Annotated in this window: 18 protein-coding genes and 1 tRNA gene; 7 read left to right on the forward strand and 12 right to left on the reverse strand. The window is 36.7% G+C overall.

Features of this window, described 5'->3' with window-relative positions; translation table 11 throughout:
* Positions 1 to 46: 46 nt before the first annotated feature.
* From Q0Q99_RS10580 to fahA, 4 genes are all read right to left on the reverse strand, one after another.
* On the reverse strand, positions 47 to 757 hold the full coding sequence (locus Q0Q99_RS10580) for a YebC/PmpR family DNA-binding transcriptional regulator (protein WP_293895482.1): 711 nt from the start codon (positions 755 to 757) through the stop codon (positions 47 to 49).
* A 97-nt stretch (positions 758 to 854) separates the two neighbouring features.
* Positions 855 to 2879: a S41 family peptidase gene (locus tag Q0Q99_RS10585; RefSeq protein ID WP_293895485.1), complete on the reverse strand. Its 2025-nt coding sequence runs from the start codon at positions 2877 to 2879 to the stop codon at positions 855 to 857.
* A 6-nt stretch (positions 2880 to 2885) separates the two neighbouring features.
* Positions 2886 to 3968 carry a glycine cleavage system aminomethyltransferase GcvT gene (gene gcvT, locus Q0Q99_RS10590; protein ID WP_293895487.1) on the reverse strand — a complete coding sequence of 361 codons (1083 nt, stop codon included), beginning with the start codon at positions 3966 to 3968 and terminating at the stop codon, positions 2886 to 2888.
* 90 nt (positions 3969 to 4058) lie between these two features.
* Positions 4059 to 5342 carry a fumarylacetoacetase gene (gene fahA / locus Q0Q99_RS10595; protein WP_293895490.1) on the reverse strand — a complete coding sequence of 428 codons (1284 nt, stop codon included), beginning with the start codon at positions 5340 to 5342 and terminating at the stop codon, positions 4059 to 4061.
* Positions 5343 to 5450: 108 nt separating this feature from the next.
* Between fahA and glyA the strand changes: the two genes are divergently transcribed.
* The 3 genes from glyA (at position 5451) to Q0Q99_RS10610 (ending at position 8662) form a co-directional block, all read left to right on the forward strand.
* Positions 5451 to 6725, forward strand: coding sequence for a serine hydroxymethyltransferase (gene glyA, locus Q0Q99_RS10600; RefSeq protein WP_293895492.1), 1275 nt, complete (start codon positions 5451 to 5453; stop codon positions 6723 to 6725).
* A 67-nt stretch (positions 6726 to 6792) separates the two neighbouring features.
* Complete coding sequence (locus Q0Q99_RS10605) at positions 6793 to 7386, forward strand: tRNA-(ms[2]io[6]A)-hydroxylase (protein ID WP_293895495.1); 594 nt, start codon at positions 6793 to 6795, stop codon at positions 7384 to 7386.
* Positions 7387 to 7621: 235 nt separating this feature from the next.
* Positions 7622 to 8662 (forward strand): GMP reductase, encoded by a 1041-nt coding sequence (locus Q0Q99_RS10610; protein ID WP_293895498.1) that lies wholly within the window; start codon positions 7622 to 7624, stop codon positions 8660 to 8662.
* Position 8663: 1 nt separating this feature from the next.
* Here Q0Q99_RS10610 and Q0Q99_RS10615 read toward each other — a convergent pair whose 3' ends face one another.
* The 4 genes from Q0Q99_RS10615 to Q0Q99_RS10630 form a co-directional block, all read right to left on the reverse strand.
* Positions 8664 to 9236, reverse strand: a complete 573-nt coding sequence (locus Q0Q99_RS10615; protein ID WP_293895501.1) for a pentapeptide repeat-containing protein — start codon at positions 9234 to 9236, stop codon at positions 8664 to 8666.
* Positions 9237 to 9325: 89 nt separating this feature from the next.
* On the reverse strand, positions 9326 to 10048 hold the full coding sequence (locus tag Q0Q99_RS10620) for a DUF72 domain-containing protein (protein ID WP_293895504.1): 723 nt from the start codon (positions 10046 to 10048) through the stop codon (positions 9326 to 9328).
* Positions 10045 to 10776, reverse strand: a complete 732-nt coding sequence (locus Q0Q99_RS10625; RefSeq protein WP_293895507.1) for a DNA-formamidopyrimidine glycosylase family protein — start codon at positions 10774 to 10776, stop codon at positions 10045 to 10047. The genes Q0Q99_RS10620 and Q0Q99_RS10625 overlap by 4 nt, the downstream gene beginning before the upstream one ends.
* A gap of 325 nt (positions 10777 to 11101) precedes the next feature.
* A complete protein-coding gene (locus tag Q0Q99_RS10630) occupies positions 11102 to 11437 on the reverse strand; it encodes a hypothetical protein (RefSeq protein WP_293895510.1) in 336 nt (111 codons plus the stop codon).
* Positions 11438 to 11944: 507 nt separating this feature from the next.
* Between Q0Q99_RS10630 and Q0Q99_RS10635 the strand changes: the two genes are divergently transcribed.
* Positions 11945 to 12268 carry a hypothetical protein gene (locus Q0Q99_RS10635; RefSeq protein WP_293895513.1) on the forward strand — a complete coding sequence of 108 codons (324 nt, stop codon included), beginning with the start codon at positions 11945 to 11947 and terminating at the stop codon, positions 12266 to 12268.
* Between the two features lie 82 nt (positions 12269 to 12350).
* Positions 12351 to 13127, forward strand: coding sequence for a Ku protein (locus Q0Q99_RS10640; protein WP_293895515.1), 777 nt, complete (start codon positions 12351 to 12353; stop codon positions 13125 to 13127).
* A gap of 143 nt (positions 13128 to 13270) precedes the next feature.
* Here Q0Q99_RS10640 and Q0Q99_RS10645 read toward each other — a convergent pair.
* From Q0Q99_RS10645 to Q0Q99_RS10655, 3 genes are all read right to left on the reverse strand, one after another.
* Positions 13271 to 13344, reverse strand: a tRNA-Arg gene (locus Q0Q99_RS10645).
* Between the two features lie 57 nt (positions 13345 to 13401).
* Positions 13402 to 13551 (reverse strand): SsrA-binding protein, encoded by a 150-nt coding sequence (locus tag Q0Q99_RS10650; RefSeq protein ID WP_293895518.1) that lies wholly within the window; start codon positions 13549 to 13551, stop codon positions 13402 to 13404.
* Between the two features lie 65 nt (positions 13552 to 13616).
* Complete coding sequence (locus Q0Q99_RS10655) at positions 13617 to 14840, reverse strand: MFS transporter (protein ID WP_293895521.1); 1224 nt, start codon at positions 14838 to 14840, stop codon at positions 13617 to 13619.
* Positions 14841 to 14976: 136 nt separating this feature from the next.
* On the opposite strand from Q0Q99_RS10655, the gene Q0Q99_RS10660 reads away from it, so the two are divergent.
* Together Q0Q99_RS10660 and Q0Q99_RS10665 are read left to right on the forward strand one after the other, a co-directional pair.
* A complete protein-coding gene (locus Q0Q99_RS10660) occupies positions 14977 to 15567 on the forward strand; it encodes a DUF1684 domain-containing protein (protein ID WP_293895524.1) in 591 nt (196 codons plus the stop codon).
* On the forward strand, positions 15567 to 16211 hold the full coding sequence (locus Q0Q99_RS10665) for a TatD family hydrolase (RefSeq protein ID WP_293895527.1): 645 nt from the start codon (positions 15567 to 15569) through the stop codon (positions 16209 to 16211). Before Q0Q99_RS10660 ends, Q0Q99_RS10665 begins: the two co-directional genes overlap by 1 nt.
* A gap of 1 nt (position 16212) precedes the next feature.
* On the opposite strand, the gene Q0Q99_RS10670 is transcribed toward Q0Q99_RS10665, so the two are convergent.
* Complete coding sequence (locus Q0Q99_RS10670) at positions 16213 to 16764, reverse strand: ferritin (RefSeq protein WP_293895530.1); 552 nt, start codon at positions 16762 to 16764, stop codon at positions 16213 to 16215.
* Between the last annotated feature and the right edge of the window lie 11 nt (positions 16765 to 16775).

Below are 16775 nucleotides of genomic sequence, written 5' to 3' on the forward strand. Positions count from 1 at the left end.
AAACTCCGAGCATCACCCGAAGTTTTCTATGACTAATTGCTAATTTCTATTCCTCCATCGTATGATACACATTCATCACGTCATCATCCTCTTCAATTTTATCGATTAGCTTTTCTACGTCGGCCATTTCAGCTTCGGTTAGTTTTTTGGTAAGCTGTGGAATTCTTTCAAAACCTGAAGATAAGATTTCAATGCCACGGCTTTCCAGTTCTTTTTGAATTGCTCCAAAACTTCCGAAAGGCGCATAGATTAATATTCCGTCTTCATCAGCAAAGATTTCTTCGGCACCAAAATCAATAAATTCCAATTCTAATTCTTCAATATCAACGTTGTTATTCGGTATACGAAAATTACAGGTATGGTCAAACATAAATTCCACCGAACCCTGTGTTCCCATTGTACCGTTGCATTTGTTGAAATAACTTCTGATGTTGGCAACCGTTCTGTTGTTATTATCAGTCGCGGTTTCAATTAAAAGCGCAATTCCGTGTGGTGCATAGCCTTCAAAAAGTTGTTCTTTGTAGTTCGCAGTATCTTTATCAGTTGCTTTCTTAATCGCTCGTTCAACATTTTCTTTCGGCATGTTTGCCGATTTTGCATTCTGGATAACAGCACGCAGACGAGAGTTGGCTTCAGGGTTTGGACCGCCTTCTTTCACGGCCATTACAATATCTTTTCCTATACGTGTAAACGCTTTAGCCATGGCTGACCAACGTTTCATTTTTCGTCCTTTTCTAAATTCAAATGCTCTTCCCATTGCTGCGACTATTTTTTAATGCTAAATTGAGGTGCAAAAATAAGGTATTATTCGGTTATTGCAAATGATAAATAATTCATCAGCTAAGATTACCGCTTTAGGGTTTTAAATTATTTATATCATACAAAATATGAGTCGCTTCGAGAATATGAAAGTTTTGGTGAATATTTTTTATTCTTTCCGTAGTATTGGTTTTCATGAAATCATCCTTTTTCTGATTTTTATCATCGGCTATATTTAGCTCTACAGTTATTGGATATACTTTTTCCGTTTCCTTTTTTATTTCTTTCCAAAGTGAATTAACTCGATTTACGTCATCAAAAACATAAGTAAACTGTAAAACCACAGGTGGCAAATCAGCTTCATATAAAGGAGTGATTTTGGTATTTAAGTTTTCTATTTCAATCGCGTCAATGCTTTCGGCTATTCTTTTTTTACTGGCTGCAATCGCATCGGCATAAATAGGGTTTCTGATGTAATTGTAATTAAAAACCCCGCCGATTTCGTCATTTTTAAGTGCTGTTGCCTCGCTATTTTCCCTTGGCATTTGCTTGTCGAATAACAGTGGAATTTCAACATCTGGTTTAATGCCATTGTATTGATTGCTTTTTCCGGTTATCCGATAAAATTTTTCAAGAGTCAGTTTCAGAAACTGGTCGTTATATAAATTTAAAGGAAGTATTCGCTGCATCGTGGCTTTCCCCAAAGATTTATTTCCGACAATAATTGCCCGATTGTAATCCTGCATCGCGTTGGCGAAAAATTCGCTTGCAGAAGCTGAAAATCCGTTAATCATAATCACCATCGGACCATTGTAAATAGTGCCAAGAATGGAATCTCCGATAATTTGCTTATCGTTCTTATTATTATTCATAATTGCCAACGGACCATCGTTTATAAACAAACTCGAAAGCTGAACAGCTTCTTCCATTGAACCGCCACCATTATTCTCAATGTCAATGATTAGTCCATCGATTTTATCTTCTTGTAATTTATCTAATTCTTTGACTACATCACTTGTAATACTTGACTTTCCATTTTCAAAAGTGGAATAAAAACTAGGGATTTTGATATAACCAAAGGTGGAATTATCTGTTCTCAGTTTGAAACTAAAGACATTGTTTTGGTAATCTTTCAGTACTTTTTTTACCAGTCGGACACTATATATTTCGCCGCTTTTTTTTCTAAAAGTAAAAGTTGCCTTTGTATATTTTTTTGAAGTGATAATTTCATCAATCTTTTTCATCGAAGCACAGGCAATTTCATAGGCTTCATCTTTATACTGGATTTTTAGCAACTGGTCACCAACATCTATTTTATTACTAAAATGGGCTGAACTTCCCGGCATAATACCGTCAATAGTTATTTCATCTTTATCAGACATTGAAACATAGAGTCCAAAAGTCAGATTGTCGGAACTAACTGTTGAGAAAAATTCTGATTTATTATTTTCTGAAAAATATTCGGTATGTGGATCAAAGTAGGAGCAAAAGACAGAGTAAAATATAGCATTAAATTCATCTTCCGACATTTGGTAGCTTTCTGTTTTGCATTCAAATCGGTCGAAAACCTTAAGTTTATTTGAAATGGCAAGTGCGTCAAAATTGGAAACCAACGAATCTTTGTTCGTACTTAACTCGGCTATATCTCGCAAAACATTGAATAGAATTCGCTTTCTGTACATGCGCTTTAACTCTGTTTCATCGGCGGCATAAGGAAATGCCTTTTTGGAGAACACCACTTTTTCTTCACTTGAAAATTGAAAGTTGGAGACTTTCAATTCCGTAATAATAGCAGAATAGCGTGAAACAGATTTAGAATATGTGGAATAAAAATCATGAAGAAAAGAGCAATTATGGGTATTTATGTAATCATCAATTTCGTATTCATGCTTTTTTAACTCGGTGATTTCAGGTGCAATAAATAGCCTGTTTTCCTCATCCAACCGACTTAAAAAGGTTTTGAAAGCATAAACGGATAAACTATCGTCGATTGGTTTTGGACGATAATGATTTTCCTGAATTAAGGCGTTGATGCTTGATAAAGTTTCACATGGGTTTTTCTCTTTTTGGCTTAAAGACAAAAGAGGAAATAAGATTACTAATTGAAACAAATTTTTCACTCACGATTATTTTTTGTAGAAAGGCATTTTTACCACTTTTGCGGCGACTTTGTTGTTGCGAATTTGAATAAAAATGTCACTATCAACTGCCGAGAATTCGGTTTTTACATAACCCATTCCGATTCCTTTACCCAAAGATGGTGCCATTGTTCCTGAGGTGACAATACCAATGTTATTTCCATCGGCATCTACAATTTCATAATCGTGACGTGGAATTCCTCTTTCGGTTAACTCGAAACCAATAAGTTTTCTGGTAACACCTGCCTCTTTTTGTTTTTTCAGATTTTCAGAGTTGGTAAAATCCTTAGTGAATTTGGTAATCCAACCCAATCCTGCTTCTAAAGGTGAAGTAGTATCAGTAATATCATTTCCATAAAGACAGAATCCCATTTCCAATCGTAAAGTGTCACGTGCTGCTAAACCAACCGGTTTTATTCCGAATGCTTTTCCGGCCTCGAAAACTTTATTCCAAACCTGCTCTACATCGGAGTTTTTGCAATAGATTTCAAATCCACCTGAACCAGTATAACCGGTAGCCGAAATAATCACGTGTTCAATTCCCGCAAAATCGGCAACTTCAAAATGGTAATATTTTATGGATGATAAGTCGATAGAAGTCAATGATTGCATAGCTTCAACAGCTTTCGGTCCCTGAATCGCTAACAAAGAATAGTCTTCTGAAATGTTCCGCATTTCAACGCCTAAATCATTATGTGACGAAATCCAGTTCCAGTCTTTGTCAATATTGGAAGCGTTTACCACCAACAAATATTGATTTTCTTTCATACGGTAAACGATTAAATCATCTACGATTCCCCCATCGTTATTTGGCAAACAGGAATATTGAGCACGACCAATTTCCAAAACAGAAGCATCATTGGATGTTACCTTTTGGATTAAAGCCAAGGCATTTTCACCCGAAAGTAAAAACTCACCCATATGTGAAACATCAAAAACGCCCACGCCATTTCTAACAATTTCGTGTTCGGCATTTACTCCTTCATATTGAACCGGCATATTGTATCCTGCAAAGGGAACCATTTTCGCTCCTAAACTTTCGTGAATGTGTGTTAACGCTGTATTTTTCATTGTAATTTATTATAATATTTACCGCAAATCCGCAATTTTTTTAAACTTATATTTTAATTTTCGAATTTGCGGTTGAATTTTAGTTTATATTTATTTTCTAACGAATGGCGGCAATAATTTGCTTGAAACTTCACCAAAACCAATTCGCACCGACCTATTTTCGCAATAGCCTTTCATGGTTACCGTGTCATTATCGTTGATAAATTTTCTATCAGTTCCATCGTTCATTTTGATTGGATTTTTTCCGCCCCAACTTAGTTCGAGCATGGAGCCAAAGCTATCGGGAGTTGGTCCTGAAATTGTTCCGGAACCCATCATGTCACCCGAATTTATTCGGCAGCCATTTGACGTGTGGTGCGTCAGCTGTTGTGACATTGACCAATACATATATTTAAAGTTGGATTTTGAAACCAAAGTAGCCTCTACATTTTCGGGTTGTATATATATCTCTAAGTTGATATCAAAAGCATTTTTACCTTTTTGCTGAAGATAGGGAAGCGGTGTAGGTTCCTGTTTTGGGCCTTTAGCCCTGAAAGGTTCCAAAGCATCCATAGTTACTATCCATGGAGAAATTGATGAAGCGAAGTTCTTGGCTAAGAAAGGTCCGAGCGGCACATATTCCCATTTCTGAATATCACGCGCACTCCAGTCATTCAATAAAACCATTCCGAAAATATAGTCTTCGGCCTCGTTTATGGGAATGTTTTCTCCCATTACATTGGCATCGGTCGTGATAAAAGCCGTTTCCAATTCGAAATCTATCATTCGTGACGGACCAAAAACCGGAGTGTTTTCACCATTTGGTAATGTCTGTCCCATTGGGCGATGCACCGGAATCCCGGAAGGTACAATCGTAGAGCTTCTTCCATGATAAGCCACAGGCAAATGAAGCCAGTTTGGCAATAAAGCGTTTTCAGGATCGCGAAACATTTTACCTACATTCGTTGCGTGTTCTTTGCTTGAATAAAAATCAGTATAATCACCAATCAATACCGGAAGCTGCATTTCTACATCTTCCATTTTGAATATAACAATATCACGGTGTTCCTGATTGTCCCGAAGCGCAGCATTATTCTGTTCAAAAATATCACTAATCCTATTGCGGACTAAACGCCAGGTTTTTTTTCCATCGGATATAAAATCGTTCAAAGTATCCTGCATGAACATGTCATCGGTTAATTCAATTCCCTCGAAATAGTTTAATTGTTGTAAAGCTCCCAAATCGATAGCATAATCACCAATTCGGGTTCCTATGGTGATTACATCTTCCTTGGTTAGGAAAACGCCAAAAGGAATATTCTGAATTGGGAAGTCGCTGTTTTTGGGAACAGTAAGCCAGGATTTCCGATTAGGATTATTTGTATTTATAGGCATTTCGCGTTGAATTAGTTGTTGAAAAATTAGTAATCAAATATATCATTTACTATTAATTTACCAAACGATTTTTGTAATTTTGAACACAATTAAACGAAATATTTTCAAATGCAACGCGACAAACAAATTTTTGACCTTATCCTTGAGGAACAAGACAGACAAATACACGGAATTGAACTTATTGCCTCTGAGAACTTTGTGAGTGATCAGGTGATGGAAGCCGCAGGTTCAGTACTTACAAATAAATATGCCGAAGGTTATCCCGGAAAAAGATATTATGGTGGATGCGAAGTAGTAGATGTTATTGAGCAAATTGCCATCGACCGAGCTAAAGAACTTTTTGGTGCTGATTATGTAAACGTGCAACCACATTCCGGTTCACAGGCTAATACTGCAGTTTATGCCGCTTGTCTGAAACCTGGTGATAAGATTCTTGGATTTGATTTATCACATGGCGGACATTTAACTCACGGTTCTCCGGTAAATTTCTCCGGTAAATTATATTCTCCGGTTTTTTATGGTGTTGATCAGGAAACGGGTGTATTGAATTATGATAAAATTCAGGAAGTGGCAACAAGGGAAATGCCAAAAATGATTATCGCAGGCGCATCCGCCTATTCACGCGATATGGATTTTAAACGTTTCCGTGAAATTGCAGATAGCGTTGGTGCACTTTTATTGGCCGATATTTCGCATCCTGCAGGGTTGATCGCTAAAGGTTTGATGAATGACCCAATTCCACATTGCCATATTGTTACCACTACTACTCACAAAACATTGCGTGGACCAAGAGGCGGAATTATTATGATGGGGAAAGATTTTGAAAATCCATGGGGTTTAAAAACACCAAAAGGAGAAATTAGAATGATGTCACATGTTTTGGATATGTCGGTATTTCCGGGGAATCAAGGTGGTCCGTTAGAACATATTATCGCGGCGAAAGCAGTTGCTTTTGGAGAAGCTTTATCAGATGAGTTTTTTACTTACGCAATGCAGGTCCAAAAAAATGCCAAGGCTATGGCGGCGGCTTTCGTAAAAAGAGGATACAATATTATCTCTGGCGGAACAGACAATCACATGATGCTGATTGATTTGCGTAACAAAGGAATTTCTGGTAAAGATGCCGAAATTGCATTAGGTAAAGCCGAAATAACAGTGAATAAAAATATGGTTCCGTTTGATGATAAATCGCCATTTGTAACTTCCGGAATCCGTGTAGGAACTCCTGCAATCACAACACGAGGAATGATAGAAAGTGATATGGAAGCTATTGTTGATTTAATCGACAGAGCGATTACAAATACTGCAAATGATGAATTATTAGAAGAAATGGCCGATGAAGTAAACGACATGATGAGCGAAAGAGCCATTTTTGTTTACTAGATTTATAAAATAAAAACACTAAAAACCTTCAGAAGCTATTTTGAAGGTTTTTTTAATAAATAATAAAATGGGAGTACTACGATTAGAGTTGCCGACAGACCCAAGATGGGTAAACATTGTTGAAACAAACATTGAAGAAATCCTGACTGATCATGCCTGGTGCGAACAAAAAGCAGCCACCAATGCGATAACTATTATCACAAATAACTCCGAACACGAAGATTTGGTTACCGATTTATTGGCTTTGGCCAAAGAAGAACTGGATCATTTTGAACAAGTACATGATATTATAAAAAAACGCGGTTTAAAGCTTGGTCGTGAGCGCAAAGACGATTATGTAAATGAACTTGCGCAATATATGAAACGAAACAATAACGGAAGCCGAGTTTCGGGATTGGTGGAACGATTACTGTTTTCGGCAATGATTGAAGCCCGAAGTTGTGAACGTTTTAAAGTACTTTCAGAAAACATACAGGACGAAGAACTATCAAAATTCTACAGGGAATTAATGGAAAGCGAAGCCGGTCATTATACTACTTTTATCACATACGCCAGAAAATATGGAAAAGGAATTGATGTTGAAAAACGTTGGCGCGAATGGATTGCCTTCGAAGCTCAAGTAATTGCTAATTACGGAAACAAGGAAACCATTCACGGGTAATGGTATACTGTATTTATTGCACTATTAATTTTTGGTAAGGCTTCAACAAGTTCTCGACAAGGCTTCGATAAGTTCTCGACAAGGCTTCGACAAAATGTTTTCTAATATTAGCGGACAAAATGTTTTTAAGGCTAAAATATTTTGCATGTTGATAAATTACTGATTACTTTTTAGGAATTAGGTTCGATTTCTATCCTCTAAATTCTATATTTGAATTCACCAGAATTTTACCAAAATGAGAATCGAAACCGATATAAAACTAGGATTTAAGGATGTAATGATTCGCCCGAAACGTTCTACGTTAAACAGTAGGGCACAGGTTGCTCTGGAACGGGAATTCAAATTCATGCACAGTACGGTTACGTGGACAGGAATCCCAATTATGGCCGCCAATATGGATACTGTTGGTACTTTCGAAATGGCATTGGCTTTAGCCAAAGAAAAACTCTTTACTGCAATCCACAAACATTATACGGTTCAACAATGGAATGATTTTATCAAATCTGCTCCAAGCGATATCTCCAATTATATTGCCGTCAGCACCGGAACAGGAAAAAATGATTTCAAAAAGATAGCAGAAATATTTGAACACAATCCACAACTAAAATTTATCTGCATTGATGTTGCCAATGGATATTCGGAGCACTTTGTTGACTTTTTGCGTCAGGCGCGAAAACAATATCCGGACAAGGTAATAATCGCCGGAAATGTAGTTACCGGGGAAATGGTAGAAGAATTGCTTTTAGAAGGTGCCGATATTATAAAAGTGGGTATTGGACCAGGTTCAGTTTGTACTACAAGAGTAAAGACAGGTGTTGGTTATCCGCAGCTTTCTGCAATTATTGAATGTGCCGATGCCGCTCACGGACTTGGCGGACATATTATCAGTGATGGTGGCTGTGCAACTCCGGGCGATGTAGCCAAGGCTTTTGGTGCAGGTTCCGATTTTGTAATGCTCGGCGGAATGTTAGCCGGCCATACCGAAAGCGGTGGAAAAATGTTGGAAATTGACGGTGAAAAATTCAAACAATTCTATGGAATGAGTTCCGAAACGGCAATGAAAAAACACGTTGGAGGCGTTGCCGAATATCGCGCCAGTGAAGGAAAAACGGTTCAAGTGCCATTCAAAGGCGATGTAATCGGAACATTGCAGGATATTTTAGGCGGAATTAGAAGTACGTGTACTTATGTTGGGGCTTCTAAACTTAAAGAACTCACCAAACGCACTACTTTTATCAGAGTGATTGAACAGGAAAACCGTGTTTTTACAAAGTAAATTACTTTATAACCAAATCATACTTTTCCAAAAGACCTTTTAAACCGTCGGTTGAGAAAACTGCCTTCTTTAGCTTGTTTTTTTCAGGGTCGATAGTGTAATCATAGCTTGTATAGAAATCCGCTTTGTTGGCAATAGTGTCAATGAAAACAGCTCTTCTCAAATTGCAATTATCAAAAACAACTTCAGTTAAATCGCTTGCCATGAAATCCGCCGAAATCAGGCTGCAATTAATGAACTGCATTTTCTTTAGTTTCAATGCATAGAATTTTGCATAATCCAGCAAACAGTCTTTGAAGTTAAACTCATAAATTACCTGATCTGTCATGGCAAAGTTGACATTGGTAAAATTACATGCCGTAAACTGCACACCGCGTAAGGATACATAATTGATTTTGGTGTCGTTAAAATTGCAATCAAAAAAATTACAATCTACAAAAGTCACCGTTTGAAAAGTACAATCTGTAAAGTCACAGTTGTGAAACTTACAATTTTCATATTCTTTGTATTTAATATCTGCTTCGAGAAAGAAGATATCGTCAAATTTTTCGTCAAGTATATAATCTGATGACATAATAATTTTTAAAAGGGTAAAACTAACGTTTTTTTGAATGTATTAATAACATTTAAATGCTTGAAGTTTTCAGTTTCGATTTAAAAAAACTAAAATAGTTTCTTCATTTCAACTGCGTTTAAGATTCCCGAAATGCTTGCTGTGTTATTAAAATAAACGAAAACTTTCTTTACTGAATTATTATTTAAAATTAAATCTTTAAACTTTTCCAAATCTACTGTGCCGTAATCTGAGTAGAACATACTTGGTCTCCCGTGAAGTCTGAAGTATGTTTGTGAGGAAGCCATAAAAATAGTTTCCGGCAAATTTGGGTGGCTGACACTACATAATGTAATGTTGTTTTCTGCCAATTTGTTCTCTACTTCTGGCATCCACCAGCTTTCGTGGCGAAACTCCAGTACATTGTTATAATACAAATTGAGTTTACTGATTATGAGTTCCAATCTTTCCTGACTATAATGATAACTTGGCGGAAATTGGAATAGAACAGAAGCCAATTTATGTTTTAATCCCTCCAGAGCCCGTGTGTAAAAATCATCAAGCAACCGTTCGCAGTCAATAAATTTATTTATATGGGTTATTAGCTTCGGTGCTTTTACAGAAAGCAAAAAATCATCAGGAGTTCTATTGAACCAGTTTTGAAATATCCTTAATGTTGGAAATTTGTAAAATGTCGCATTGACTTCAAACGTATCGAAATGTTTGCAATAGTAATCAAACCATTCTTTGGTGGGCAATTCTTTTGGATAAAAAACATCTCGCCAGGCTGCAGTGTAAAAACTGGAACAACCTATGTGAACCTCTTTTTTCATTCGTATAGTTTTTGGCAGTTGGTACAGAAAAAGCTTCTGCGTCTTTTTAATCCCGTATGCTTTTTTGTGAAGGGTAAATCGCATCGTGGACATGTTTTTTTTGTATGCGCTAGCCAATGTTTCTTGAGTTCGTATTTCTTTTTCCATTCAAGAAACTGAAAACTGTAAACAACAGCTTCTTTAATGATTTCATTTATCTTACGTGCGGGAATTTTATCAATCAAGGATTCAGGGTGAACATGAACGCGAAACAGAACTTCATTTTTTATAATATTTCCAACGCCCGAGAAAATGTTCTGTTCCAATAAAGCATCGCAAATCATTCTGTCCGGCATATTTTTCAGTTTTTTCTTTGCCGATTTTGGATTCCAATTTTCATTCATCACATCCTCAGTCCAATCATAATGCTGATTAAGATCTCCTTCCAGAAATTTCACGGAACAAGTATAAAAGTTTAGTTCGCCGTTTTCAAATGTCAGACTCAATCGGGGAGGAGAATCCTTTCTTTCATTAATTCGATATGTACCAAACATTAGTAGATGAATCTTTATAGTAAAATCCACAAAGCAAATAAGGAAATTTTTGCCCCAGGTTTTGAATGCAATAACAGTTTGATTTTGTATTCGTTCAATCCCAATTTTACTATTCCCGGAAACGGATATAATTCTTTGGCCGACAAACGGCTGCACTTCTTCCTTTAAAATTACTATGGATGGACCTTCGGGCATTTTTATTAATTAAGAATATAAAAAAAACAGTGTAAAATGAATTACACTGTTTTTCTGTGCAAAAGCACTTCTAATCCGGAGAATTAGTATACATGTGGTATTGTGTTATCAACAACTGTATACGAGCTGGTTGTTATTGCTTCGGAAAACTATTTAAATCTCTCTCTAAAGAGTATCATCTGTAGTTGTTCTTTTATCATCGCACTTTTGTTCATCAATCTGAATCTTGTACATCGAACAGATTGAATTCCCAACCATTGCGCTAACTGAAGCCCTCTGCAGCACTAATCCTGATTATGTTTTTAAGTATTTCACTTATTGGTTATCACATATAGTGATTTCGGTGAGAGCCATTACGCGTCGGACTATTGTATCTGGTCTCATTGTTACTTTTTTCCTGTTCTTCTGAATCAAAATCGGTGCTTTCATTTAATCCAGTCTCATCATTCTCAGGGGTGTCATAATTAAAAGAATCTTCGTCGCCAACAGAAGTTTCATACTCGCTTTCATCACCGCCAATATTGGCATTTCCTTTGGGTGATAACTGCTTATTGTAGCCTTCGTTTGGATTGTTCTGATTGTTTGGATACGCTTTACTTTCGTTGTCACCGCTTAAAAAATCGTCGTCATTTACATCCTCATTGTTTTGAATTGAGCTCATTGTATTGCAATTTAAATTATTTAATTTTCTCATCTAAAGTCTGTGCATGACCAAATGAAGTATTTCCTTGCTGTTATTTTCCTCTGGTTGGGTTTTACTCTGACTACTTACTGTTGTCTCATAGCTTTCCTCTTCCTCTTTTTTGCATGAATTCACTAAGAACAAAGTTATTAATAGCATAATTAAAATGGCTATGGTAAAAAAAGAATTTCGGTTCTCAGAGCTTTGATGTCTCATTTTCATGCTGCTTTGATTATACTTTTGTAACGATTATCATTTACAAATTTGCAATACAATCACAGGAATTTGTTATATAATTATCCAACAATGTTATATGATTTTCGGCTTGATAATAAACAGTATAAGTTCCACCAATTTTTATGACAAGTAACAATACTTTATAATAAAATTATGTAAGATATCCTTAAAAAAGTATAATATGAAAATATAGGAATAGTATAAACTTTGTGGAACGTTTAACTATATAATTTAAAAACTATCATTATTATGGACCTAATTAAAAGTATTGAAAATTTTTTAGGATTTGGTGACGAACCAAACAATGAGCCTGATGTAAAGCAATCAACTTCTGCAAAAGCGCCTAAAAGCAAATCTACAACCGCTAAGCCAACGGTAAGGAAAACTAACTCATCATCTACTGTGAAGACCTCGAAACAGACTAAAGATGTTAAAACTGCTAAGGCGGGAGAGTCTTCAAAAAAACCGGTAAAATCAGCAACTGTGAAAACTACAGCTAAAGACGAAGGTTCTCCAGTTAAAAAAACCGGAAAAACAACAATTTCTTCTAAAAAGAATACTGCAAAAAAATAGCAGTATTAGACAAAAATTGTTCAAACTGAATTGTGATTTCTGTAATATTCTTAATTGAAATTGCTCATTTAAATTTTTAGTGATGAAATCAATATGGACAGGCTCAATTAGTTTTGGATTAATTAATATACCCGTTAAATTGTTTTCGGCCGTTGAAGAAAGTTCATTAGATATGGACATGCTTGATAAAAGTGACCATGCACATATAAAATTCAAACGTGTAAATGAAAACACAGGTAAAGAAGTAACTTTTGGCAATATTGTCAAAGGATACAAGATTGAAGATTCCTATGTAATCCTTGAGGACGCCGATTTTGAAGCTGCAGATGCGGAAAAAACGAAAACTATCGACATACTGAATTTTACCGAAGAAAAGGAAATTGACAGTATCTATTATGAGCAACCTTATTATTTGGAACCTGATAAATCCGCTGTTAATGCTTATGCGCTACTTAGGGATGCATTACAAACCTCTAAAAAAGTTGCGGTTACAAGTTTCGTTTTGCGAACAAAGGAAGGACTTGCAATTTTAAAGCCATATAAAAATGTAATTGTATTAAACAGGATACGTTGGCAACAAGAGATTCGGGACACTTCTGAATTAAAACTTCCACCCGTTTCCAAAACTAAACCCAAAGAAGTTGAAATGGCCCAAAAATTGGTTGACCAACTAACGGAAAAGTTTGATATAAGCAGTTATAAAGACGAGTACACTGCAAAACTGCTGAAGATTATCCTGGACAAAGCGAAAGGCAAAAAACAAGTTGCCCCAAAACTAAAAGTGGTTCACAAACAGAACGATGACTTAATGAGTATGCTGAAAGCCAGCCTCGAAACCAAAAAGAAAAAAACATCTTAATCTCTTTTCTTGCCTTAAAAAAGCATTAAATATTAAGTAACTTTCCGCTTTGAAAAACAATCGCTAGCGAACTGGATAAGCAATACTAAAAACAAAAAAACGCTCAAGTGAACTTGGCGTTTTTTATTATTTGAGTTCATTCGTGACCTCGACTGGATTCAAACCAGTAACCTTCTGAGCCGTAATCAGATGCGCTATTCAGTTGCGCCACGAGGCCTTTTTTGTGGGTGCAAATATAGGTAATACTATTAAATCCACAAATGAATAGGGAACTTTATTTCTTAATTTCCAATGACCGTGTTGTGACATAATAACGCCAGCCAATAATAGCCATCTGCCATTTTTTAGCTTTACTTAAATCCAATTGCTGCCTTGTAAAACTCGGCAACATAAACTTATTTAGCTTGGCTAACATTTTATACATAATTGCTATTTTATACAAAAGTAAAAAGCAAGTAATTACGACTTACTTTTATTATTTATTTTAACTTATAGTATTCTGAGTTCTCTCTGAATTAGGCGGAAAACCCAAATACCCGAAACCATTCCCAATAAACCGAGAGCTCCCATCACAAACCAGTTCATTTGATAACCATAATATTCGATTATTTCCATCCCAACCTTGGAACTTAAGATATGTGCCAGACTAAAACTCATAGTATAAATAGCCATATAGCGTCCTTCATGTCCTTTTGGTGCCCGACTTAGCGCCACCGAATTGGAAAAAGGGAAGGCAAACATCTCTCCAACCGTCATAAAAAGCATCATGACAATTAGTATCCATGCCCAGGAGTTAAGAAGCATAAGGAGTAGGCTGATTGCCATTAAGAAACAGCCTGTCGACACCACTTTAACTTTACTTATTTTATTCCGTTCCACATAGCTAACAATCGGCATTTCGAGAAAGAAAATAAGCAGGCCGTTCATGGTTAAAAGCAATCCGGTTTGAAATTCTGTTAAATTAAATTGCTCTTTATGATACAAGGGAATTGTTGTAAACACCTGAAAGAACAACACGCCCGAGGCCAGACAGGTAAAGAGAAAGATCATAAAAGGTTTGTCCTTAAATACGGAATGTGTCAAAACATCATCGGGATGTTTCTTATCAATAAAAGGCGACTTCTTCTTTTCCTTAACCTTAATCCAAAAAATTAAAATAGCAATAATACACGTAGCGCCATCCACCCAAAACAAGCCACTATAGCCAATCCCCATAATTATTAACCCGCCCAAAGCCGGTCCCGCAGCAAAGCCAAGATTGATTGCCAATCGGACTAAAGTAAGCGCCCGCGTTCTGTTTTCGGGTTTGGCATAAGCACCAATCGACACAAACATGGCCGGTCGAAACATATCGGCAATAATCATCAGCAAAAAGAAACCAATGCAGAGCCCGACAAAGCTGGTAATAAACTGAACAAAAAACAATAAGACACCCGTAGTAAACAAACTGAAAATCATGATTTTATAAAACCCGATTTTATCCGAGAGTTTGCCGCCCAGCCAAGAACCAATAATAGAACCGGTGCCAAAACAAACCATAATCCAGCCTACTTCGCTATAGCTGAAATGCAAATCTTCTTTCAAATACTTCGACAAAAAGGGCAATACCATTGTCCCTGCACGATTTATAAAAGTGACGAAGGTAAGTATCCAAATTTCCCGCGAAAATCCCTTGAAGTTGTTGATATAGCGTTGAAAGGCAGTTTTGAGCATTGATTACTTCGTCTGTTCGAGCGTTGCTCTCGAGTGTTGATTGATGTTGCAAAGTTACAAAGTTTATGAGTTACTGTGTTGCTAAGTTTTTGAGTTATCAAACAAATTTTACATTATTTTTGTTGAAAACTGTCCGATGAAAAACATACTTTTCCTTTTGTTATTGATGAATGTTGTTACGATTTCAGCTCAAGAAACATCTTCAAAAGAATACCAACAAATACTCAATAAAGAATATGGTGATAAAGACGAAAGTCCGCTAACCGAAGAAGATTTTAAGTCATTCAAAGAATTGGATTTTTATCCAATAAGTGAAAAGTTTATTGTCGAAGCAAAGTTCGTCCGAACTCCGGAAGAGAAAGTTTTTAAGATGAAAACTACTGGTACGCGTACACCCGACTATGTGAAATACGGTCAATTGATTTTTAATCTTGACGGAAAAGAATTTAAATTATACCTGTATCAGAATATTGACCTGATTAAAAAAGAAGGCTTTGCAGATTATCTTTTTCTACCTTTTTCAGACTTGACTTGCGGAAAGGATAGTTACATAGGCGGACGCTATATTGATATGCGGATTCCAAAAGAGAAAACAGTGCTCCTTGATTTTAATAAAGCCTATAATCCTTACTGCGCTTATAACCACAAATATTCCTGCCCGATTGTGCCGCTAGAAAATGATTTGCCGATTGAAATCCTTGCGGGTGTCAAAAAGTTCCATGACTGATGCAGTATTACAATTTACATACGCACAAATTCACTAACAATCCTTCCATTTTAGAACTGGTCAATCAATACCCCTGTGAGTTTGATGACAACATTCCGCGGTATTCTATTGGCATTCACCCGTGGCATATCAGCGAAGAAAGATTGGCAAGTGATTTAAAGGTTATTGAGCAGAAGCTAAAGATGGATGAATGTCTCGCGCTAGGTGAATGTGGATTAGACAAGCGCATTAACATCCCAATGGCATTGCAGATTGAAGTTTTTGAAAAGCAGATTGCTTTGGCAGAGAACTATCAAAAGCCGTTAGTATTGCATCTGGTTGCTGCTTTTGATGAACTAATCAAAATCAAAAAACGGCTTGGGATATCGGTGCCAATTATTATTCATGGGTTTTCAAAGAATGAGCAGGTAGCCAGACAATTATTGATTAACGGATTTTATCTCTCTTTTGGAAAGTACCTGTTGCGAAACCCGGAACTTAAGGAAGTGTTTCAGGGGGTTTCGAATGACAGGTTCTTTCTCGAAACGGATACGATTGAGGAAACCTTAGAAGAGGTTTATACGGTGGCTGCGGAATTTAAAGGTATGACTATAGAAGAAATGCAAAAGCAGGTTGCCGCCAATTGGAAAAGCGTTTTTAAATAGCTTACGGATTATCCGTAGTAACATCCTGTGCCAATGTCGCATCATCGGGCATATTTCCTAAATCCTTATTCAATTCATAAAGCGCAACAGGCGTAGCGTTTTCTCCACCCATAATCTTTATTTTGTCCAATAGTTCCAACGCAAGGGTTTCCTCTTCAATCTGTTCGTTTACAAACCACTGCATGAAATTAAAGGTAGCCCAGTCTTCTTCTGTATGCGCCATCTTTACTATCCTGTACACGGGACTGGTGTTGTCAACTTCGTGCTCGAGAACTTTTTCGAAGAGTTGGGGTATTCCTGAGGGGTCTGCTGCAGGAGGTGGAATAGCCATCACTCTGGCTTTGGCGCCTCTTTTTAAAATATACTCCAGTACTTTCATCATATGATTCCGCTCTTCAGCGGCGTGGCGAAAAAGGAAATTGGCTATGCCACCATACCCTTCGTTATCTGCCCAGGCGGCGTAGGATAGATAGATTTGCGAGGCATGTGCTTCCTTTGTCAGTTGGTCGTTTAAGGCTTGAGTGAGTGTTTCGGAAAGTCTGTTTGTTTTCATTTATTGGAAAG

The organism is Flavobacterium sp., from assembly GCF_025352425.1.
In the GTDB taxonomy this organism is placed as follows: domain Bacteria; phylum Bacteroidota; class Bacteroidia; order Flavobacteriales; family Flavobacteriaceae; genus Flavobacterium.